At 56.6% G+C, this 21,781-nt stretch carries 14 protein-coding genes; 7 read left to right on the forward strand and 7 right to left on the reverse strand.

Annotation, left to right across the window (positions count from 1 at the left end; translation table 11 throughout):
* Positions 1 to 3 precede the first annotated feature (3 nt).
* Positions 4 to 1,722: an arginine--tRNA ligase gene (locus JRC49_09985; protein ID QTE70131.1), complete on the reverse strand. Its 1,719-nt coding sequence runs from the start codon at positions 1,720 to 1,722 to the stop codon at positions 4 to 6.
* A 435-nt stretch (positions 1,723 to 2,157) separates the two neighbouring features.
* Between JRC49_09985 and nifJ the strand changes: the two genes are divergently transcribed.
* Entirely contained in the window at positions 2,158 to 5,682 is a 3,525-nt protein-coding gene (nifJ, locus tag JRC49_09990) for a pyruvate:ferredoxin (flavodoxin) oxidoreductase (protein ID QTE70132.1), read from the forward strand.
* A 348-nt stretch (positions 5,683 to 6,030) separates the two neighbouring features.
* Here the strand turns inward: nifJ and JRC49_09995 are convergent, their stop codons facing one another.
* From JRC49_09995 to JRC49_10005, 3 genes are all read right to left on the reverse strand, one after another.
* Positions 6,031 to 7,470: a hypothetical protein gene (locus JRC49_09995; GenBank protein QTE70133.1), complete on the reverse strand. Its 1,440-nt coding sequence runs from the start codon at positions 7,468 to 7,470 to the stop codon at positions 6,031 to 6,033.
* A gap of 226 nt (positions 7,471 to 7,696) precedes the next feature.
* A complete protein-coding gene (locus JRC49_10000; GenBank protein ID QTE70134.1) occupies positions 7,697 to 8,629 on the reverse strand; it encodes a prolipoprotein diacylglyceryl transferase in 933 nt (310 codons plus the stop codon).
* Between the two features lie 27 nt (positions 8,630 to 8,656).
* Complete coding sequence (locus JRC49_10005) at positions 8,657 to 9,643, reverse strand: phosphodiester glycosidase family protein (protein QTE70135.1); 987 nt, start codon at positions 9,641 to 9,643, stop codon at positions 8,657 to 8,659.
* A 162-nt stretch (positions 9,644 to 9,805) separates the two neighbouring features.
* Between JRC49_10005 and rsmA the strand changes: the two genes are divergently transcribed.
* The 4 genes from rsmA (at position 9,806) to hflX (ending at position 14,645) form a co-directional block, all read left to right on the forward strand.
* Positions 9,806 to 10,633, forward strand: coding sequence for a 16S rRNA (adenine(1518)-N(6)/adenine(1519)-N(6))-dimethyltransferase RsmA (gene rsmA, locus JRC49_10010; protein QTE70136.1), 828 nt, complete (start codon positions 9,806 to 9,808; stop codon positions 10,631 to 10,633).
* Positions 10,634 to 10,858: 225 nt separating this feature from the next.
* Positions 10,859 to 11,338: a dUTP diphosphatase gene (locus JRC49_10015; protein ID QTE70137.1), complete on the forward strand. Its 480-nt coding sequence runs from the start codon at positions 10,859 to 10,861 to the stop codon at positions 11,336 to 11,338.
* Positions 11,339 to 11,354: 16 nt separating this feature from the next.
* Positions 11,355 to 12,872: a GNAT family N-acetyltransferase gene (locus JRC49_10020; GenBank protein QTE70138.1), complete on the forward strand. Its 1,518-nt coding sequence runs from the start codon at positions 11,355 to 11,357 to the stop codon at positions 12,870 to 12,872.
* A gap of 6 nt (positions 12,873 to 12,878) precedes the next feature.
* The gene (gene hflX / locus JRC49_10025) at positions 12,879 to 14,645 is read left to right on the forward strand and encodes a GTPase HflX (GenBank protein ID QTE70139.1); all 1,767 of its coding nucleotides are present in this window, start codon (positions 12,879 to 12,881) and stop codon (positions 14,643 to 14,645) included.
* A gap of 211 nt (positions 14,646 to 14,856) precedes the next feature.
* Here the strand turns inward: hflX and JRC49_10030 are convergent, their stop codons facing one another.
* From JRC49_10030 to JRC49_10040, 3 genes are all read right to left on the reverse strand, one after another.
* Positions 14,857 to 16,533, reverse strand: coding sequence for an EAL domain-containing protein (locus JRC49_10030; protein QTE70140.1), 1,677 nt, complete (start codon positions 16,531 to 16,533; stop codon positions 14,857 to 14,859).
* A gap of 370 nt (positions 16,534 to 16,903) precedes the next feature.
* Positions 16,904 to 18,181 carry an O-acetylhomoserine aminocarboxypropyltransferase/cysteine synthase gene (locus JRC49_10035; GenBank protein ID QTE70141.1) on the reverse strand — a complete coding sequence of 426 codons (1,278 nt, stop codon included), beginning with the start codon at positions 18,179 to 18,181 and terminating at the stop codon, positions 16,904 to 16,906.
* Between the two features lie 270 nt (positions 18,182 to 18,451).
* Positions 18,452 to 19,261, reverse strand: coding sequence for a helix-turn-helix transcriptional regulator (locus JRC49_10040; protein ID QTE70142.1), 810 nt, complete (start codon positions 19,259 to 19,261; stop codon positions 18,452 to 18,454).
* Positions 19,262 to 19,537: 276 nt separating this feature from the next.
* Between JRC49_10040 and JRC49_10045 the strand changes: the two genes are divergently transcribed.
* Both JRC49_10045 and JRC49_10050 read left to right on the forward strand, forming a co-directional pair.
* Positions 19,538 to 20,446, forward strand: coding sequence for a sugar ABC transporter permease (locus tag JRC49_10045; GenBank protein ID QTE70143.1), 909 nt, complete (start codon positions 19,538 to 19,540; stop codon positions 20,444 to 20,446).
* Between the two features lie 65 nt (positions 20,447 to 20,511).
* Positions 20,512 to 21,414, forward strand: coding sequence for a carbohydrate ABC transporter permease (locus JRC49_10050; GenBank protein ID QTE72860.1), 903 nt, complete (start codon positions 20,512 to 20,514; stop codon positions 21,412 to 21,414).
* The last annotated feature ends 367 nt before the right edge of the window (positions 21,415 to 21,781 follow it).

The following is a 21,781-nucleotide window of genomic DNA, read 5'->3' on the forward strand; positions in this document are numbered from 1 at the left end:
GATTTACATCCGCTCAGGCGCTTCGATCCCAATCAGGTACAGGCCGGTCTTGATGACGGTCTTCGCGGCGTCGGTCAGGGCGACCCTCGCGGCGGCCTGGGCAGGTTCGCCGTCCAGGATCCGGTGCTCGTAGTAGTACTTGTTGTACGCCTGGGCGATGTCGGTCACGGCGCGGGTGATCATGCTGGGCTCATACTTGGCGGCTGCTTCGCGGATGACGTCCGGGAAGCGGCTGATGAGCCGCAGGAGGGCCTGGGCTTCGTCGTCAGTCAGTGCGGACCAGTCCGGAGTCACGCCGGAGAAATCCGGAGCCTTGCGCAGCACGCTGCAGCAGCGGGCGTGGGTGTACTGGACGTAGGGGCCGGACTCACCGTCAAAGTTGAGGGCGCGATCCCAGCGGAAGTCGATATCCTTGATGCGGTTGTTGCTCAGGTCGGTGTAGACCACGGCGCCGATACCCACCTGGCGGGCGACGTCGTCCTTGTTTTCCAGGTTGGGGGACTTTTCCTCGATGATATCCCGGGCCTTGGTGACGGCCTGGTTCAGCAGGTCCTCCAGCAGGACCATGTTGCCCTTCCGGGTGGAGAGGGCTTCACCCTCGAAGCTGACCATACCGAAGGCAACGTGGACGCAGTCTTTTGCCCAGGGATAGCCCATTTTTTCCAGTACGCGGAAGACCTGACGGAAGTGCAGGTCCTGCTGATAGGCCACCACGTACAGGCACTTATCAAAGTGGTAGGTGTTCTGGCGGTAGATGGCAGCGGCCAGGTCGCGGGTAGCATAGATGGTGGCACCGTCGCTCTTCAGGATCAGGCAGGGAGGCATGTTGTCCTCGCTCAGGTCCACGACCTGGGCTCCCTGGCTTTCCACCAGCAGGTTCTTGTCCCGCAGTTCCTGCACCACGGGTTCCATCTTGTCATTGTAGAAGCTCTCGCCGGCATAGCTGTCGAAGGAAACGCCGAGAATGTCGTACACCCGGGCGGCGTCCTTCAGGGTCACTTCCTTGAACCAGCGGAAGATCTCCATGGCTTCGGGATCGTTATCCTCGATCTTCTTGAACCAGGCGCGGCCTTCGTCTTCCAGGGCGGGATTGGTTTCAGCTTCCTTATGGAAACGGACGTAGAGTTCGGTCATCGCGTCGATGCCACGCTCTTCCACGTCTTCCTTTTTGCCCCACTTCTTGTAGGCACAGACCATCTTGCCGAACTGGGTGCCCCAGTCGCCCAGGTGGTTGATGCCTACGGTCTCGTAGCCCAGGAAGTCGAAGATCCGCTTCAGGCTGTTACCGATCATGGTTGTGGACAGGTGGCCGATGTGGAAACGCTTGGCGATATTGATGGAGGAGTAGTCCAGGCATACGGTCTTCCCCTTGCCTTCCTCGCCGGAGCCGAAGCGGTCCTTCTTCTCCTGCAGCTCAGCCATGATGCCGGCGGCAAAGTTGGCCCGGTTGAGGAAGAAGTTCATGTAGCCGTTCACGGGCTGCACGGAGGCGGTGTCCTCATTCTTCCAGGCGGCGCAGAGGGCTTCCGCGATCTTCGGCGGGGCGGAGCGCAGGGGCTTGGCCAGGCGGAAGCAGGGGAAGGCATAGTCGCCCATGGCCGGATCCGGCGGCACAGCCAGCAGGCCGCGGATTTCATCCGCAACAGGCAGACCTTCGGCGTCGGGCCAGACAGAAGAAATGGTTGAAGCAAGCAGGGTGGCGATGGTTGTCATCATGTCCATGGAACTACCTCAATTCACAATTCATAATTCATAATTCATAATTAAATATGCTGAACAGCCATGAACTTTTGATAAAGGGGGCTGTACAAACAATTATTATACCTGTTTTTCCAATGTTTTCGCAACTATAAATAATAGTAAATAACGAAACGATTAATTTGTTTTGTCTCGTGCTGACATCTTTTGACGAAGGACGGCCTGGCAAGAGCGCAGAGCAGGCCAAACACTATATAATTATGAATTATGAATTGTGAATTATGCATTATGAAACATCCTGCCGGGAGTCGGATGATTCATTGACATCTACCTATATAATGCATATAATTAATCTCAGAGGCGAACCGCCTTATTTCGTGTGCATTTTTTTCACGGAAGGGCGGTCTTTTATAACGGGCGGGCAACCGCCCCGCCCACATCAAGTCAGGAGGTAAGTTCATGTCCATCAAACTGACCATTGACGGCAATACTGCTGTCAGCCACGTTGCGTATGCGTTCAGCGATGTGGCAGCCATCTACCCCATTACCCCCTCTTCCCCCATGGCGGAAGTTGCGGATGAATGGGCCGCCCATGACAGGAAGAACCTGTTCGGCCAGACGGTGCGCATCGCGGAGATGCAGTCCGAAGCCGGCGCCGCCGGCGCTGTGCACGGCTCCCTGTCCGCCGGTGCTCTGACCACCACATTCACCGCTTCCCAGGGTCTGCTGCTGATGATCCCCAACATGTACAAGATCGCCGGCGAACTCACGCCCGCAGTCTTCCATGTCAGCGCCCGTGCCCTTGCGTATCACGCGCTGAACATCTTCGGTGATCACAGCGACGTTATGGCCTGCCGCCAGACCGGTTTCGCAATGCTGGCCAGCAACTCCGTCCAGGAAGCTCACGACATGGCCCTGGTTGCCCATCTGGCAACGCTGAAGAGCTCCGTGCCGTTCCTCCACTTCTTCGACGGTTTCCGTACCAGCCACGAAATCCAGAAGATCGACGCCATCGACACCAAGAACAACTACGAAGAGATCAAGGCTCTCGTACCGTGGGACAAGATTGAAGAGTTCCGCGCCCGCGCCCTGAATCCGGAACATCCGCATCAGGCCGGTACCGCCCAGAACAGCGATATCTACTTCCAGGGCCGTGAAGCCGCCAACAACTTCTACAAGGCCGTTCCCGCCATCGTGGAAGAGTGCATGGACGAAGTCGCCAAGCTGACCGGCCGGGTTTACAAGCCCTTCCAGTATGAAGGCGCTCCGGATGCCGAAAAGGTCATCATCTCCATGGGCTCCAGCTGCGACGTTGCCCACGAGACCATCAACAAGATGCTCGAGAGCGGCGAAAAGGTCGGTATCGTGAAGTGCCACCTGTATCGTCCCTTCTCTGTGGAATACCTGATGAAGGTGCTCCCGAAGACCGTGAAGAAGATCGCCGTGCTGGACCGCACCAAGGAATCCGGTTCCCTGGGCGAGCCTCTGTACCTGGATGTTGTTTCTGCCCTGGCGGAAGCCGGACGCGGCGACATCAAGGTCGTGGGCGGCCGTTACGGTCTGGGCAGCAAGGAATTCACCCCCACCATGGTGAAGGCCGTGTTTGCCAACCTGGACGGTGAAATGAAGAACCACTTCACCGTGGGTATCGACGATGACGTCAGCAACACCAGCCTGAAGCTGGGCGAAACCTTCGCCGCGGCTCCCGCCGGCACTGCTGCCTGCATGTTCTACGGCCTCGGTTCCGATGGTACCGTCGGCGCCAACAAGAACAGCATCAAGATCATCGGCGACCACACCGAGAAGTACGCCCAGGCTTACTTCTTCTATGACTCCAAGAAGTCCGGCGGTCTGACCGTCAGCCACCTGCGCTTTGGTGACACCCCGATCCAGAGCCCCTATCTGATCGACGTGGCCGACTTCATCAGCTGCTCCAACCCCGCCTACGTCACCATGTATGACATGGTCAGCCCCCTGCGCGAAGGCGGCACCTTCCTGCTGAACTGCCAGTGGAGCGTTGAGGAGCTCAACGAGCGCCTGCCCGCTTCCATGAAGAACAAGCTGGCTGCCAAGAAGGCGAACTTCTACATCATCAACGCTATTGACCTGGCCCGCAAGGTCGGTATGGGCGGACGTACCAATACCACCATGCAGGCTGCCTTCTTCAAACTGGCCGACATCATCCCCTACGAAGATGCCGACAAGTACATGAAGGAAAAGGTTGTCGCTTCCTACGGCAAGAAGGGCCAGGATGTCGTCAACATGAACTTCGCCGCGATCGACGCTGCCCTGACCGGTCTGGTCAAGGTTGACATTCCCGCCGACTGGGCGACCACCACTGAAGGCGCTGTGCCCGCCAAGGTTCCGGGAACCAACGAGTACTACGATGAGTTCATCGCTCCGGTTCTGGCCCAGGAAGGCAACAAGCTGCCCGTATCCAAGCTGGATCCCCGCGGTATCGTGCCCACCGGCACCACCAAGTTCGAGAAGCGCGGTATTGCCGTGTTCGTGCCCGAGTGGCAGATCGACAACTGTATCCAGTGCGGCACCTGCTCCATCGTCTGCCCGCACGCCTGCATCCGTCCCATCTATGTTGAGGGTGATGCGGAAGTGCCGGAAGGCTTCGCCACCAAGAACGCTACCGGTAAGGAATTTGCCGGCATGAAGTACCGCCTGCAGGTCAGCCCGCTCGACTGTACCGGCTGCGGCAACTGCGTTGACGTCTGCCCGCTGAAGGACAAGGAAGGCAAGCAGGCCCTGGTTATGAAGCCCCTGGACAGCCAGCGTAAGGAAGAGGCCAACTGGGAGTACGCCATGACTGTTCCGGAAGTTGCTTCCAAGATCGAGAACAAGGCTTCCGTCAAGAACAGCCAGGCCCTCAAGCCCCTGTTCGAGTTCTCCGGCGCCTGCGCCGGCTGCGGCGAGACTCCTTACGTCAAGCTGGTTACACAGCTGTTCGGCGACCGCATGATGATCGCCAACGCGACGGGCTGCTCCTCCATCTACGGCGGTTCCGCCCCGACCTGCCCCTACACCACCAACGAAAAGGGCTTCGGACCTGCCTGGTCCAACAGCCTGTTCGAAGACAACGCTGAGTTCGGCTTCGGTATGAACCTGGCCACCACCCAGCGCCGCGCCAAGCTGGCTGAAGTGATCGCGGAAGTGGTCGAAGTCGGCAAGGACGAAGCCATCGTGGCTGCTGCCAAGGAATGGCTTGAAAACATGGACGACGCTGAAGGCTCCCGCAAGGCCGGCGAAAAGCTGGTTGCTGCTCTGGAAGCCAAGGACGGCGGCGCCGACAAGAAGGCCTTCATCCTGGCCAACAAGGACCTGCTGACCAAGAAGTCCATCTGGATCTTCGGCGGCGACGGCTGGGCCTACGACATCGGCTACGGCGGAGTTGACCACGTGCTGGCTCAGAACCAGGATGTCAACATCCTCGTTCTGGATACCGAAGTGTACTCCAACACCGGCGGCCAGGCCTCCAAAGCTACCCCCACCGGTTCCGTTGCGAAGTTCGCTGCCTCCGGTAAGCGCACCAAGAAGAAGGATCTGGGCATGATGGCCATGAGCTACGGCTATGTGTACGTTGCCCAGGTGGCTATGAGCAACCCGCAGCAGGTCATCAAGGCCATGCTGGAAGCGGAAGCTTATCACGGCCCGTCCCTGATCATCGCCTACGCACCCTGCATCAACCACGGCCTCAAGGCCAAGGGCGGCATGGGCAAGGCTCAGGCTGAAATCAAGAAGGCCGTTGAGTGCGGTTACTGGCAGCTGTACCGGTACAATCCGGAAGCTGAGAACCCGATGACCATCGACAGCAAGGATCCCACCGGCGATTATCAGGAATTCCTGAAGGGCGAGGTTCGTTACACCTCCCTGGCTCAGCAGTTCCCGGATGCCGCCGCCAAGCTCTTTGTCCAGCAGGAAGAGGACGCCAAGGTGCGCCGCGAATCCTACAAGAAGATGGCGGGACAGAACTAATCCCAAAACAAATATCAGGACTGCCGTTCGCGGCAGTCCTGATTTTGTTGTGGTAATGAATACTTAAAACTTAAGACTTAAAAATGATATATGCTTTTTCTTTACTATGTGACAGAGGGACAGCCCTACTGTCACATTCCGTTGTTCCGATAGCGTTCCCGAACGTTAACGGGAGAGGAGATTTCTCCACGCGGGTCCCTTCGGGCCCCTTGGTCGAAATGACAATGTTGGCGTATGGGGTTATTCATTGCGTATAGGTGTCATCCTGAGCGCAGCGAACAACGTGAGCGGAGTCGAAGGATCTCCTCCGGAGAAGTAAACCTTCAGGCAGCAGGAACATTCCGGCGTTTATTCAAACCGATAGGTTTTGATGCCGGATTCGGTGACGATGACCAGGGTATCGGTGTTCCATTCGAAGGCCCTGCGCAAGCTGAGATAGGCGCCCTTGGTGATCGATCTGGCGTCCGGCCCGTCGACTCTGCGGACAGCCAGGTCGGACAGACGGATGAGGCTGAGGTCCCTGGTGTAGTCAGCCATCGGACCATCCGTGCTGACCGTTACAGCCAGGAGGTAGTTGCCGTCCGGGGACATAACCGCATGCTCTATGCATCGGAATGGCAGTGCGTTAAAGACATTTTCCCGGGCTTTCGGTTCGATATCTTTGCACAGCTCCTGGGCGGCAGTTGCAGCGTCTTCAAGTTCTGCTCCCGTCAGGGAGATCACTTCATCTTTCTCTTCAGAAAGGCAGAGATAGCGGTCTAAACCAGCGAAGTCCTCTCCCGGTCGGAGCACCTGGAAGGAATAGGCCCTGCCGAGCAGGGTGCTGTCAAGGGTAATCGCGTATCCGGATTTTTCGGAATAGAACAGCCTGAACGGTGAAGCGCAGCGGGTGGTGGCGGTTCCTTCAATATGTTCAAGAGTCCACTCCCCGTCCTTTTCCGCGAAGCGGAAGACCGAGCCGAACTCGTTGATTCTTGTCTGGTTGTTGTCGTTGAGCAGCAGGCTCCCGTCGGCCAGCTCTCGCAGCGGCGGGATGAAGGCGCGCTCTTCAGTCTTCAGCAAGACATCCGTTTCGCCGGTGGTAAGGTCGCAGCGGCACAGGCGGACGCGGGCGTCCTCAAACCTGCCGTAGAGAACATAGTAAAGGTATTTGACGTCCCGGGAGAAGCACGCCGCGGAGACGGTCTGTCTGAAATCTTTGTCCACAGGGAGGGCATCGAGCAGGATCATTTCGCCGGTGGAAACATCGATGATCATCGGGGCGAGGATACCGACCTTCGCGCTTCCAAACAGCACATACATGTTGCTTATGGCGACATACCGTCCGTCCGGAGACCAGATCACGCCGGAGTAATCGTCTATGCTTGTGTGGTACTTGCCCGCGAACCGCATGAAAAAGTCTTTCCGGTTGCTGTATGTGTCCTCCACGCCCCAGGTGGCGCCGGGATAAATAATGTGATATTTTCCCTCGGAGCAGCAGATGCCGTAGCCGGCCAGTTCCAGGATGGCGGCATTGCCGGAAGGCGCCAGGGAGAGGACAGTCGGCGGGCCGCCCGTGAGGGCGTCCTTCAGCGTCGCGGCAACATCCAGGTCCGGTGCCAGTTCAGCCAGAATGGCGAGCATATCATCCGTCAGGTCAAAGTCTGAAACCGCGGGGGTGTAGACGCTGCCTGTCTCCGTCAGCTTCAGATTGCCGGACTCAAAGGCCGTGTCCAGGTCCGCCAGGGCGGGCAGGGCGATGCACAGCAGTGTAATGCTGAGCAGAAGGGACACCAGCTTCTTCATCATTTTATGCCTCCTTTTACGGGGGTATCTGTCAGGAATTTTCTTTTCTATGTTCCTATCCTATATGAAAAAACAAAAACTGTATACATCTTTTTGTGCGAATTACAGGTTGTTATTTTTCAGGAATCCTGAAAAAGATCCGGACAGGGGACGGTTCCTTGTCCGGATCTCAATAAAAAGAAACAGCTCTGCTGAGCTGTTTCCTCCACCATTTTTAAGTTTTAAGTTTTCAGTCTTCAGTATTCATTAGGCGATAGCCTTTATTCTCCATAAAGGCTATTGCCGCCAATCCGGCGATTTCCACTCCGTACACAATCCACTTGGAAATATACTGTCCGCCAAGGGTGATCTTTCCGTCCAGGGTGAATTCCCCGACGATGACGATGCCGCAGACGAGGAGACCGACGATCGCGGGAACCCAGGAACGCAGCTTTTTCGGGTTTGCCTTGATGGCGTAGAACACCAGCACGGCTTCACAGAACAGGAAGCACAGCAGCATCTCCACCCGGACAAACAGCCAGTTGATGGACATCATCCGCAGGCTTTCGAGCAGGATCTGGGGAAGGCAGATATAGAACAGGGTCCGGGTCAGGCGGTTGTGTTCTTTGGAACGGAACAGGGAAACGATCATCGCAATCAGGCAGAAGATGCCGGAAAGCATGAACACCGCCAGATAATATTCGGATTCATATTCGTCCCAGGCAATGCCGATGGTGACCGGGAAGAACAGTCCCTTTTCGAACCACTCCTCCACATAGCCTACGCCGTATTCTCCCAGGAAGACTTCAGCAAACCGGGCAACGGCAGCCATCAGGGCACCCATGGGGGCAAAGGCGTTCAGCACGGTGCGGCCGGACTGTCCGGTGATCTTCGCGGAAAGCCAGACTGCAAGGATGACGCCGGCAACGCCGCCGAAGTAGGAAAGCTCATCATACCGCAGGGAGAACAGGTCCCTCGCCTGGAAGGCGTTGAAACGCATCAGGATCCAGGAAAGCCGGGCACAGATGACGCCGAGCACGATGCCCAGCAGCAGGATCAGTCCGCTGAGGGCGGCGGCTTTCCGGGTTCCGGCCTGCCGGCGGAACGCGGCGAAGAACCAGAGGACGCACAGCAGCGCGCCTCCCGCCATCATAAGCAGATAGCCTGTCAGATTAATGTCCATTCTTCATACTCCATTGGCAGAAGCCGATTACTTAAACCAGGCGCTTGCAAAATAGATGATATCCGTCACGGGACGGGGACCTTCGGAACTGGTGGTGTTGTTGACCTGCTGATTCAGGAAAACCATCTGGGTGGAGGCGCCGCCGTCCAGGTTGTAGACGACCTTGCAGTCCGCCAGGGACATGGCCAGGTCCCGGAGGTCAACCAGGTTGATGCCGTAGTGGGCGCAGCACAGTACCATGTAGTGCAGCTTGTCGATCTGGGCGATGCACATCCGCTGGGCCAGGCGGTCAGCTTCCACATAGTTCGGAGCGTGACCCCGGTCCAGGATGATATCGTCGGCGACCTTTTCACCGTCGATCACCAGCGCCGGTCCGAACTGGAAGGCGTTGATGATCTTTTTGCCGTTGATCGTTTCCTTTTCCGCGGCGACCAGGTCGGTGTCCGCGGTCAGGACGTGGAAATCGCCGTCCTCGTCAATCAGGAGCATATCCAGCTCGGGGGCAATGGTATCCCGGCAGAGGGTTCCCTGGCGCAGGACGTAGTTGTTGGCTTTGTTGCCGGAGAAGGCCGCGAAGTAGTCGCCGTTGATGGCCAGCACGGCGTTCTTATGCTTGGAGATCAGGGTTACCGGCTTCTTGGTGGTGGTGCGGAAGGCGTCGTCACCGGCGGCGGTACGCAGCTGGGAAGGATCCTTGATCTCGATAAAGGCGTAGTAGTAGGTGCAGTTCCATTCAGAACTCGTGACCCGGTGGCGTTCCACGCGGATGGTGGGATCCTGGAAAATGTTCGTGTCCGCGGAGTAGGGGACGCGACCCAGGGGAGCACCGCCGGTCATATCAATAGGAAGGGGACGGAACTCACCGCCGCTCTCTTCGGTGATCACATAGTCAGCCGGACCGGGCGTCAGGCGGGGACTCTCCTGGGCTGTTTCAGCAAACGCGGGGAGAATGGAAACGGTGCAGAGCAGGCAGGCAAGCACAATCACTGCCATGGCCCGGAAAAACTTCATCATAAGACACAGGACTCCTATACACACAGCGTTTGAAGGCGCTGACATAATCGTTGAATATTATAGCAAATGAGGGTTGCATGAGTCAATGAAGGGGAAGCCTTGTCTTGAAGCGTTGGAAATGCTACAATATAATGTAAAAGTTTGTGAAGGAGGGGCGCCCGGATGAGCAAAACAAAGGACCGGATCCGGGAGAGCAATCTCCGGTACAAACAGTCCCTGGGACAGAATTTCCTTTATGATGAAGCCCTGCTGGAAGAATTGACAGCGGCGGCCGGAGTCACGAAAGAAGAGGACGTACTGGAGATCGGCCCGGGCTGCGGCAGCCTGACGAAGCATCTGTGCGACGCGGCGAACAGCGTGCTGGCCGTGGAACTGGATGAGCGGCTGATTCCGCTGCTGAAGGCCTTCCTGGATGAGAAAAAGAACCTGACTGTGGTGCAGGGCGACGTGATGTCCCTGAACCTGCAGGAGATTACAGCAGGGCTGAAGAAGCCCTTTGCCGTGGTGGCGAATATTCCGTATTACATTACCACCCCGCTGATTAAGCTGCTCCTGACCGGCGGCCTGCAGGTGAGCAGGCTGGCGCTGATGGTGCAGAAGGAAGTGGCGGATAAGATCCTGGCGTCTCCGGGGGAGGAGAGCTGGGGACCGCTGTCGATCCTGTGCCAGTTCCTGTGTGAGCCGCGGCTGGCGGTGGATGTGCCGGCTGAAATGTTTACGCCTCCGCCGAAGGTGGACAGCGCTTTTGTGGTGCTGCCCCTGAGGGAGGAGCCCGCGGTGGAAGTGAAGAACCGGGATATGTTCTTCAAGGTGGCGAACGCGGCGTTTGCGCTTCGCCGTAAGACCATGGTGAACAACCTGTGCGCCAGCTTCAGGATGAACCGGGAAGAGGCATTGCGGGTTGTGGCAGAAGCCGGTCTGGATGAAAAGGTTCGTGGAGAAAAACTGACTTTGGAAGAAATTGCGAGACTTGCTGACGCAATTGAGTAAGTTGTGCCGTTATATCTGCGGGTGGGGCCGGCAAGCTTGATGCAACAGAGTGAAAGCTCGCTTGGGTATATCCAATGCGGCGGGTCGCTCGTGCTCATTCCGAGCTGCAGCGGTTCTAAGCTCTGGCTTCGCATACTCGCCAATCGCTAAGAACCGGCGCTCTCCAATCCCGTGCATTCGGACATACCCGACGCTCGCTTTAAGGCGCTGAGAGGATACAAAAAAATGAGCATTGCAAAATTTACGCATGTGTCAGAGATGCAGTACGCAGAAGCCATGCATGGTCAGGCATGTCTGCCGTTGACTGAAATTCCGCTTCCAAAGCGGGCGACCACCGGCAGCGCCGGGTACGATTTTGTTTCACCGCTGGAGGTGACCATTCCGGCGGGGGAGACTGCCCTGATTCCCACGGGGATCCGGGCGGAGATGGAACAGGGCTGGGTGCTGATGCTGTTTCCCCGGAGTTCCTTCGGGTTCAAGTACAGCCTGCGGCTGGCCAACACGGTCGGGGTCATTGACAGCGACTACGCGTTCGCAAAGAACGAGGGACATATTATGGTCAAACTCCGCAATCCGCTCTCTGAGCCGGTGACCATCGGCAGGGGAGAGCGGTTCTGCCAGGGCGTATTCCTGCCCTACGGCACAGCGGAGGAAGACGAAGTCACCGCCGGACGGGTCGGCGGGTTTGGCTCAACAGATCGTTGAGGAGGAGTTATTAACCATGGAACTGATTCAGGCAACAGAGCAGGAACTGGATAAACTGCTTGCCTTTTATCAGCATGTGGCGCAAAACATGGAGGAGAACGGCCTGCGCCAATGGCACTGGGGCGTGTATCCGACTGAGGATATGATCCGGGAGGACGTCCGCAAGGGCGAGATGTATATCCTTCCCGGCAACGCGGGTACGATTGACGCGGCGGTGGTGGTGACCGCCGGACAGGAACCGGAGTATGAAGCGCTGGACTGGTCCTGTGGCATCCGCCCCGGCATGATTCACCGGCTGGGCGTGGATCCTGTGCTGCAGGGTCATGGACTGGCAGGCCTGGTGCTGGACGACGCCCAGAAGCTGCTGCGCGCGGCGGGCTGCGACTGCGTCCGCTGTGATACGGCAGTGGACAACCGGAACGCGATCCGGCTGTATGAAAAGATGGGCTTCCGCCGCTGCTGCAAGCTGGACTGGCCGGATACCGACTGCGGATTTATTGCCTTTGACAAGCCCCTGAAGCGGGAAACCCCGCTGTGGCCGATCCGGATGAGGCCGTCTTTCCGGGACGGGGAAGAGACCCCCTGGGGCGGCACCCGGCTGCATGACCTGTTTGGAAAAGAAACGAAGGATCCGCATACCGGCGAAAGCCTGGAAGTCAGCTGCATTCCCGGCCTGGAGAGCTCGGATCCCCAGGGACGGAAGCTGCCGGACCTGATTACCGAGTTTGGTGAAAAGCTGGTGGGCGGATACGCGGGCAGGCCTTTCCCGCTGCTGCTGAAGCTGCTGGAAGCCCGGGAACGCCTGAGCGTGCAGGTGCACCCGGATGACGCGTACGCCGCGGCCCGGGAGAACGGAAAGTTCGGCAAGACCGAGGCCTGGCTGGTGCTGGATACGCCTCCGGATGGCGGAAAACTGGTTTACGGTCTCCGTCCGGGAACAACCCTGAAGGAACTGAAGGAAGCCTGCGAGTCAGGCGAAGAAATGAAAAAGCTGCTGAACCGGGTGAAAGTGTTTCCCGGGGACGTGTGCTATATTCCCGCCGGCTGCGTGCATGCCATCGGCGAAGGGGTGCTGCTGTATGAGGTGCAGCAGTCCTCGGATATCACCTACCGCTTCTATGACTGGGAACGGCAGGATGAGAAGGGAAGAAAACGGAAACTGCACCTGGACAAGGCGCTGGACGTGGTGAAGGTGAAATGCTCTCCGTCCCCGATGCGGGTGGAAAAAGCCTTCGGCATCCGCCGGGTGCTGACAGAGGAGTATTTCTCCCTGGACCTGATCCGGACGGACAGCATGGTGATGCTGCCCCCGATGGAAGAATTCGGTATGCTGACCGTGACCGAAGGGGAAACGGAGCTGCGCTTCCCCGGCGCGTCCATGAAGCTGAAGGCCGGCGAAACCTGCCTGCTGCCGAAGCAGTCTCCGGAGATGGCCCTGGTGGGATGCGGCGCCGCGGCGCTGGCCATGCCGGTGAGCGCGCCGTTGTTTACGGATGAACCCATACTGGCTGACGAATCATTTGGAGAAGACTGATCATCTATGTTAAAGCATAATGTAAACGGTAATATCGAAGGCGTGCGGGACGCGATGCTCGCACGCCTGGACAGCTTATATACCTATGAGCTGGAAGAGGATGAATTCCTGCCCCGGGAGCTGATGAAGCTGCTGGCGGAATGCTCCTGCGCCCTGAACCGGGAGATCGCGGTCTATATCACCCGGGACGGGGAGATCGTGAACGTGGCCATCGGCACGGACTGCGATGTGGAGCTGACGGACTTCCGGCTGCGGCGGAACACGAGCCGCCTGAGCTGCGTGCGCTGCGTGCACACCCATCCGGACGGAGACGGCCGGCTGAGCGACGTGGACCTGAGCGCCCTGAAGATCTTCCGCTACGACGCCATGACGGCTGTGGGCGTGAAGGACAATGAGCCCGTGAACGTCCAGACCGCTTTCCTGGTGGAGAACGCGGAAGTGATGCTGTCTCCCGTGGAACGCTGGTATAAGCTGCCGGAAAAGGAATGGCTGAACCAGATCCTGGAGAGCGACCAGCTGGTGGGCCGGGAGGAAACCGAAGAGAACAAGGACGGCCGGGAAAAGGCCGTGCTGATGGGCATTGAAAGCAAGGAGTCCCTGGAAGAACTGGCCCGCCTGGCGGAAACCGCCGGGGCGGAGGTGGTCGGCAGCTTCCTGCAGAAGCGGGACAAGCCGGACAGCGCCATGTTTATCGGCAAAGGCCGGGCGGAGGAACTGGCCCGGGAATGCCAGGCGCTGGAAGCGGACGTATGCATTTTTGATGAAGAACTGACCGGCATCCAGGTCCGGAACCTGGAAGAGGTTCTCCGGGTGAAGGTGATTGACCGGACGGCGCTGATCCTCGATATCTTCGCCCAGCGCGCCTCCAGCGCGGAGGGCAAACTCCAGGTGGAACTGGCCCAGCTGCAGTACCGCTCCGCGAGACTGATCGGACAGGGCCTGGCCCTGAGCAGGCTGGCCGGCGGTATCGGCACCCGGGGTCCCGGTGAAAGCAAGCTGGAAATGAACCGGCGGCGCATCCGGGAGCGGATGACGGAGCTGAGGCGGCGGCTGGACGAGCTGGAAAAGCAGCGCAGCATCCGGAGGAAGAGCCGGGAACGCAACGAGATTCCCGTGGTGGCGCTGGTGGGTTATACCAACGCCGGCAAGTCCACCCTGCTGAACGCCCTGACCGGCTCTGACGTCTATGTGCAGGACCAGCTGTTCGCGACACTGGACGCGGTGTCCCGCCGCATGACAACCTCGGAGAATACAGAGTACCTGCTGACGGATACCGTCGGCTTTATCCGCAAGCTGCCCCATACGCTGGTCAGCGCCTTCCGCTCCACCCTGGAGGAAGCGGCGCTGGCGGACGTGCTGGTGATCGTTTCCGACGGCTCCAGCGAGGAAATGTTCAGCCAGCATGACACGGTGGAAGAAGTCCTGGTGGAACTGGGCGCCACGGACCAGAAGCGGATTGAAGTTATTAACAAGTGTGACGAGGGAGACCCGGATCCGGTGTTCCCCGGCGCAATCCTGATTTCCGCGAAGACCGGGGAAGGCCTGGAGGACCTGAAGGCGAAGATTGCCGAAACCCTGCAGGAATCCCACCGGCCGGTGACCTTCTGCATTCCCTTCAGCCGCTACGGCATTCTGTCCGAGATCCGTCCCCTGGGCCGGGTCATCACTGAGAACCACACGGATACCGGCACCGAGATCACCCTGATGATCGCGGGGGAAGACGCGGAGAGGCTGATCAAGAAGTACGGGGCAGAGATCGTTGTTCAGAAATGAACAACGATCTCCGTCAATTCACAATTCATAATTCATAATTATTTTGACACTGCTAACACGTTGGATCAGTCCGGCGTGTTTTTCTTTTACCAGAGCACATAGCTACAGGCGTCTACCTGGAATAAACAAAGAGCGTTGAGTTTCTCAACGCGTTCTTGTTATCGGTATTTAATTGTGAATTATGAATTATGAATTGTGAATTACTGACACATCACGTGTTTGTATAGAAGTGTTTATCCAGCCGTTCTTCAAATTCCTTTACCGGCAGGGGTTTGTCATAGTAGAAGCCCTGGGCGAGATCACAGCCGCACTTGCGCAGGATGTTGACCTGGCCGATGGTTTCCACGCCTTCGGCTACGCAGATGAGGCCGATTTCCTTGGCCATGCTGACCACGTGGCGGAACATGATGTTCTGCCGTTCTCCCTCGGCGTTTTCATTGACGGGCAGGAAGTTTTTATCCACCTTCAGGATGTTCCAGGGGATCTCCCGGATCAGGTTCAGGGAGCTGTAGCCGATTCCGAAATCGTCCACGGAGGTGTAGATGCCGGCTTCCTGCAGGGCGCCGGCGACGCGCTTGAGGTCGCGGAATTCCACGTCCGTGACGGTTTCCGTCAGCTCAATCTCGATCAGTTCATGGGGAATGCGGTACCGGTCCACAACCTCCAGGATGCTCTCCGTCAGGCTCAGGTTGATCAGGTGCCGGCGGGAGAAGTTCACGGAGACGCGGACGGCCTGGCGGCCTTCGTCCAGCCAGCGCCGCAGGTCACGGCATACCTGTTCCAGGACGTAGAAGTCCAGCTTGCAGATATCCATGGTTTGCTCCAGGTCGGAGATATATTCCGTGGGCATCATCAGGGTGCCGTTGCGGTACCACCGGCTCAGCGCTTCCGCCCCGGCGATGGAGTTGTCCTTCAGGTTGATTTTCGGCTGGTAGAAAACCAGAAACTCCCGGTTTTTCAGGCCGACAGGGAACTGGGACCGGATCTGCATGAAGCGATCTTTTTCCGCCATCAGCTGTTCGCTTGCGTAAACAATATCACCGGTATCTCCGCGCCAGGCGGCGTTGTAGGCGCCGGTGACCCGGTCCATGATGTCCTCGGGCTGGTAGTAATAGAAGTCATCGGGAATCAAAAAGATCCCGGCACGGGAGGAGATCATCACACGGTCTCCATCGTTGTAGGAAATCGGGATGCCTTCAAAACGCGCCAGGACTTCATTCAGTTTTTCTTTCAGGAATACCGCCACGAAGTTGTCTCCCCCCAGACGGCTGACAATGCCGTCCGGGCTGACGGCCTCCTCAATGGTATCGATATATTTCCTCATGGCCAGGTCGCTGACTTCCCGTCCGAGCTGGCGGTTGATCAGGGCGAAGTGACGAAGGTTGAAGCGGGCAAAAGCATATTGATTGATATGGCCTGAGGTTCCGATCTGCTCAATTGTGGAATGGAGGAAACGATAGTTGCTGTAGCCTGAGTCGTCAAACAGGGTAGCCTGCTCCACCAGGCCGCAGGCGCGCAGGCGGCCGACAACCGTGAGCATCAGGCGCTCCACCATTTCGATCCGTTTCCGTTCCGTTTCAGTCCATGGTTTGACGCCTTTGGCACGGTAAGCTTTGCAGTCGGCCACGACAATATCGCTGAGCACTGTGCGGCAGGAGATGACTTCAGCTGTTTCCTCCCCGCTGTCATAGCAGGTGAGCACAGTGCCGCAGCCCATGCGCTCCTCTTCCGCATTATTGTAGTACTCAGCAACGCCTTTGCACACACGGAACGCAATGCACAGCTGTCTCAGGATTTCATAGGTTTTTTCAATATTGAAATGATCCAGATCCGTGATTGTATCCGTCAGTTCCTCGAGATACTGCGAAAACAAGACGTCCTGATTCATGGCAAGCGCTCCGCTTTCTTCTGTAGTTTTGAACACCAGGAACATCATACCGTAAAGAAAAGCAAAATACAATACTAATGTACGAACATTTTTGTACAAAAATTTATGAAAATTGGTCAAAAAATCAATGATTTCAACCGATTGTGCGATTTTTGCCCCATATCGATGCAAAAAATGTTTTTTTCCTGGTTTAAGTATAGGTAATTATGCACTAATTACCAAAAATATGCAAATAAATGAGTAAAGGAAGGGCAAACAAGCCGGGAAAAAAGGAGCTCCTTTAAACAGAGCTCCTTCAATTGATGCTTTTGTTTGATATACATTAATTATGCATTATGCATTGTGCATTATGCATTGCAGCGATTTGATATCAGATTGCTGCCAGTGCCTGTGCGATGTCCTCAATCAGGTCATCCTTGTTCTCCAGGCCGACGCTGAAACGTACCAGGTCCGGGGAAACGCCTGCGGCGATCAGTTCCTCATCGCTCATCTGGCGATGGGTGGCGCTGGCGGGATGCAGGCAGCAGCTCCGCGCGTCCGCCACGTGGGTTTCAATGGCAGCGACTTTCAGGTGCTTCATGAAGGCTTCCGCGGCTTTCCGGCCGCCCTTCACGCCGAAGGAAACCACGCCGCAGGAACCGTTGGGCAGGTACTTCTGTGCCCGCTCGTAATACTTGTCTCCCGGGAGGCCGCAGTAGGTGACCCAGGCGACTTTTTCATGACCGGCCAGGAACTCGGCTACGGCCTGTCCGTTTTCGCAGTGGCGCTTCATGCGCACGTGCAGGCTTTCCAGGCCCAGGCCCAGCAGGAAGGCGTTCTGGGGGCTCTGGATAGAACCGAAGTCCCGCATCAGCTGGGCAGTTGCCTTGGTGATGAAGGCGCCGCCGAGGCCGAACTTCTTCGTGTAGGTTACGCCGTGGTAGCTTTCATCCGGTGTGGTCAGTCCGGGGAACTTGTCCGCGTACTTTTCCCAGTCGAATTTGCCGCTGTCCACGATGGCACCGCCGACGCCGCTGCCGTGGCCGTCCATGTATTTGGTGGTGGAGTGGGTCACGATGTCCGCGCCCCATTCAATGGGCCGGCAGTTGACCGGGGTGGCGAAGGTGTTGTCGATGATCAGCGGAACGCCGTGGGCATGGGCAGCCTTCGCGAACTGCTCAATATCCAGCACGCTCAGGGCCGGGTTGGCAATGGTTTCACCGAAGAGGGCCTTGGTGTTGGGCCGGAAGGCAGCGTTCAGCTCTTCATCCGTGCAGTCCGGGCTGACGAAGGTGAAGTCGATGCCCATCTTCTTCATCGTGACGGCAAAAAGGTTGTAGGTGCCGCCGTAGATGGCGGAGCAGGCTACCACGTGGTCACCCGCGTTGGCGATGTTGAAGACGGCGTAGAAGTTGGCGGCCTGGCCGGAAGAGGTCAGCATGGCCGCGGTGCCGCCCTCCAGGGCGCAGATGCGGGCCGCCACCGTGTCGTTGGTGGGGTTCTGCAGGCGGGTATAGAAATAACCGGAGGCTTCCAGGTCAAAAAGCTTGCCCATATCCTCGCTGGTATCATATTTGAAGGTAGTGGACTGGATGATCGGGATCTGGCGGGGCTCGCCGTTCTTGGGTGTATAGCCGCCCTGTACGCAAAGGGTTTCAATTCTGGACATTGGAAAGGCCTCCTTAAACTATAATTCACAATTCATAATTCATAATTCATAATGAATTTACTGACCGCAGGGTACCGTGTACACCGCGTCCTGAATAATATATCAGCTTTTTTAGTGAAATGTATGCGCTTTTTGTGTATTCAGGGAAAGCAATATTTTATAGGGAGCTATAGATTCAAGCTATAACTCCCTGCTGCTGAATAGAAAACGCTATATAATTATGCATTATGAATTGTGAATTATGAATTGAAAGAGGGCATCCTGCCTCTTTCACATTTCCTCTCCCGTGATCCGGTTGCGGAGGGCAAACTGATGCTCCGAGGGCAGGCGTCCCAGTTCCGCCTGGAAGGCCCGGCGGAAGGTGCGCATGTTGGTGTAGCCGCAGGCGTCGCTGATCTCCGTCAGGGTCAGGTTCGGATCCCGCATGAGCAGGCGGGCTTTGCTGATCCGGATCGCGTTGATAAACCGGCGGAAGTTGGTATGCATCCGTTCGGAGAAGAAATGGGACAGGTGGGATACGCTGATGCCCAGCGCCCGGGAGGCGCTTTCCAGCGTGATTTCCTCAAAGGCATGCTCGGAGATATACTGGATGATCCGGTGCCCCAGGTCCTTTTCGCTGTAATCGTAGACCGGCCGGTAGGAAAGGTTGTGGAGCAGGCCGGCCAGGATGATATGCAGATAGGCGATGCACAGGGGAAGGTCATCCTCCATGGTCAGGCTTTCCAGCCGGTTCACGGCCAGGCGAAGATCCACGCAGGTGCGGGCTGCCGGCAGCAGGGGGCATTCCGGCTGCAGGCCGTGGAAAGTGCCGGCGTATTCCGGGATGATGTCCGGCGGGAAGATGGCGGTGATGCCGCGGGCGTCATCGCTCAGGATATCATAGCTGTGCGGCACCAGGGGGAAGACGATGGCGGCGTCACCCGGATTCAGCCTGTACTGGGTTTCATCAATGGTCATCACGGCTGAACCGCATGTCAGGACCACCAGCTCCGCCACGGAGTGCACGTGGGCAGGGAAGACATGGTCCGTCATGTCCCCGACAAACAGCTGTTCCGGTCTTTGCTCGTAGAATGTATTCACGGAATAAGGCCTCCGTTCAGACTGCATACTTTTGTCCTGTATCATACAACATACACAGTATGTTCTGACCCATTGTAAACCAAATCGAACAAAAAGGAAATAATTTTAAACTCCCAAAAGCAAATTTTGTCCCTTTGTTACAGGAAAAAGGCGTTGTAGGTACATCTTCTTCCTGATATAAATATAGGGTAACGATCTGGCAACAGAACAAAAGAAACAAAGAAATCTATCGTATATTCAACATAAGCGAAACGATTCGCGGAAGGAAGTGAAGCGATGAACAAGAAGACCCGTTCCTATGTGGAATTCCTGTATATCCTTCCGTTTCTGATCCTGGCAGCCCTGATGTTTTATTACCCGCTGTATGGCTGGATTTATGCTTTCCATGATTATATGCCGCCCAAGCCCATCTCCGCGGAAACCTTTGTGGGCCTGAAGTGGTTCAAGTATATTGCTGACAATCCGGTCCGCCTGGCGGACGTGGGCCGCGTGCTGGTGAATACCTTCGCGATGAGCGGCCTTTCCCTGGCTTTCAGCTGGTTCCCGATGATCTTCGCGGTGTTCCTTAATGAAATCCGCTGCAAGCCCTACAAGAAATTCGTCCAGACAGTAACCACCCTGCCGAACTTCATTTCCTGGGTTCTGGTGTTCTCGGTGGCGTTCAACGTGCTGAGCTCCACCGGCGCGGTCAACTCTGTGCTGGTGTCGCTGGGCCTGATCGACAAACCAATCGCCTTCCTCAGCTCCAAAGAGAACGTCTGGTTCAAGATGTGGCTGTGGCTGACCTGGAAGAACGCCGGATGGGCGGCCATCATGTATCTGGCCGCGATCTCCGCCATTGACGAGCAGATGATCGAGGCGGCCAAGGTGGACGGCGCGACCCGGATGCAGATCATCTGGCGGATCACGATCCCTTGCCTGCTGCCGACCTATTTCGTCATCGTTATGCTGAACCTGGCGAACTTCCTGTCCAACGGCATGGAGCAGTACTTCGTCTTCATGAACAACTTCAACAAGAAGTCCATCGAAGTGCTGGACCTGTATGTGTATAACATTGCCACCACCGGGCGCGGCAATTATCCGCTGTCCACGGCCATCAGCATGCTCAAGAGCATCGTGAGCGTGGCCCTGCTCTTCATTACGAATACCGTTTCCCGCCTCGTCCGCGGGCAAGGGTTCGTGTGATCGGAAAGGAGGGACAGCAGATGACAACCAAAGCCGAATTCATCCGGAAGAAGCACGTGAATCCCATGGACCGCCAGAGCGCGGGCGACAAGGTCATCAGCGTGATCACGTATATCGTGTACGCCTTCTTCGCCTTTGTCTGTGCTTATCCGTTTTACTACATCATCATTAACTCCATCAGCGCGAACAACCTTTCCGAACGCGGCAAGGTGCTCTTCTGGCCGATGCAGGTTCACTTCAAGAACTACGAGCGCATGGCCAATATTCCAGGTCTGCTGGACGCGGCCAAGATCTCGGTTCTGCGTACGGTGATCGGTACAATCCTGACGGTGATAATCGCGGCCTTCCTGGGCTACATGTTTACCCGGGATACCATGTGGAAACGGAAACTGTGGTTCCGTTTTGTGGCGGTAACGATGTATTTCAATGCCGGTATCATTCCGTGGGTACTGTGCATGCGCAATCTGGGGCTGAACAACAACTTCTGGGGCTATATCTTCCCCATGATCATCCAGCCCTTCTATATCATCCTGTGCAAGACATATTGTGAGTCAGTTCCCCGGGAACTGCAGGAGGCCGCCGAAATAGACGGCGCCGGCACGCTGAGGGTATTTTTCCAGATCATGCTGCCGGTCATCAAACCAATCCTTGCGACCATCGCCATATTTGCCGCGGTGAACCAGTGGAACGCTTTCCAGGACAACCTGCTGCTGATGACGAACAGACGGGACCTGGATACCCTTCAGTACAAGCTGTACCAGTACATTACCCAGGCGAACAGCCTGAAGGCGCTGATCAGCAACACGACCAACTCCAGCGCCATTCTCGCGGGCCTGCAGACCGCCGCCACGGCGACTGCAATCCGTATGTCAGTTACAGTAGTTGTTGTGCTTCCCGTTATGATGATTTACCCCTTCTTCCAGCGGTACTTCACTAAGGGGATTATGATAGGCGCCGTAAAGGGATGAACCTCTTTTGACTGCCGGTGGCAGAAATATCAAAAGAGGTGAATTCAACCGAAACGAGCGAGCTGCCCAGTGGGCAGTCGCGACGATTGAGGTTGCGGGAGATGACTTTTACAGGCACCAATCAAATTCACAATTCACAATTCATAATTATTGTTAGTTACCTTACTCAAAGCATAGATTTCAAAGCAAGATCTTTCATTCGGGATGAACTCGCCATCATCATTCACAATTCAATCCATATGCGGATAAGTATCTCAATTATGAATTATGAATTGTGAATTATGAATTCGGAATAAAGACCAGAAAGGTCTTTATCATATTTTGAAGGAGGGGAGCGAGGGAAGCGGTGCCCCAGTGGGACATTTGC

The organism is Clostridiales bacterium FE2011, assembly GCA_017569305.1.
In the GTDB taxonomy this organism is placed as follows: Bacteria; Bacillota; Clostridia; order Christensenellales; family Aristaeellaceae; genus Aristaeella.